Annotated in this window: 1 protein-coding gene; it reads left to right on the top strand. The window is 71.2% G+C overall.

Annotated elements, in window-relative coordinates; genetic code table 11:
- Positions 1–1,108: HNH endonuclease signature motif containing protein (locus tag A5727_RS06260; RefSeq protein WP_082949632.1), on the top strand; the 1,108-nt coding region annotated here is incomplete at both ends.

The following is a 1,108-nucleotide window of genomic DNA, read 5'->3' as shown; positions in this document are numbered from 1 at the left end:
GCGCCCGGTGGGCCTGCGACACCTGGGACGCCTGCGCGGCCGAAATCGGCGCCGCGCTGAGCATCAGCAGCCGCAGATCCTCCGGTCAGATGCGGGTGGCCCAAGCCCTGCACACCCGCCTGAAGCGGGTCTTCGCCCTGCTGCAGACCGGGACCATCACGGCGCGCACCGCGTCGATCATCTGCTGGCGCACCCGCATGGTGATCGACGACGAACCGATGACGGCCATCGACCGTGAGCTCGCCACCAAGGCTGAGCGCTGGGGAGCGATGTCGGATGCCCGGCTGGATCAGGCGATCGACCAGGTGCTCGCCGAATACGACCCCGACGCCTTGGCTGCGTTCGAAGCCGCCGCCCGGGATCGGGATGTCCAGTTCGGCAAGCCCGAGGATGAGACAGGCACCTGTTCGATGTGGGGGCGGATCTACCGCACCGACGCCGCGCTGATCAAGAAACGTTTCGCCGAGCTCACCCGCCACCTGTGCGCCGATGACCCCCGCAGCGCCGGGGAACGCCGCGCTGATGCCCTGGGCGCCATGGCCGCCGAGTCCGGCCCCCTGACGTGCCGCTGCGGTCGGCCCGAATGCGCGGGGGCTGCGGTGCGGCCGAGTCGCAGCCCGGTCGTCATTCACGTGCTCGCCGATGAACAGGCGATCACCGCTGCCCTCACCGTCACCGCGGCCGCGGCTGAGGCGGGCTCCCCAGCCGCGCCGGGAACGCCCGCAGCGTCAGCCACACCAGCAGCGCCGGCAGCGCCAGCACCCTCCCCGCCGTTCCGGCGGCCCTCAGCGGTGTTACAGGGCGGCGGCATTGTGCCCCTGCCGCTGCTGCGGGAACTGGTAATCACCGGGGCCCCGGTCGCGCCGCTGAAACCACCGCCGACAGAGCCCGAGCCGGGCCACCGCCCGTCAGCGGCGTTGGCGGCGTTCGTCCGCAACCGCGATATGTTCTGCCGCTTCCCCGGCTGCAGCACCCCGGCGCAGTTCTGCGACATCGACCACGCGATCGCCTACCCGGCGGGGCCGACGCACCCATCGAACCTTCGCTGCCTGTGCCGAAAGAACCACCTGCTCAAGACGTTCTGGACCGGAGAGCAGGGCTGGTCGGA

It is taken from the genome of Mycobacterium sp. ACS4331, from assembly GCF_001667265.1.
Classification (GTDB): domain Bacteria; phylum Actinomycetota; class Actinomycetes; order Mycobacteriales; family Mycobacteriaceae; genus Mycobacterium.
Note: the sequence above shows the minus strand (reverse complement) of the source record. Positions and strands in the feature narration are given on the sequence as shown.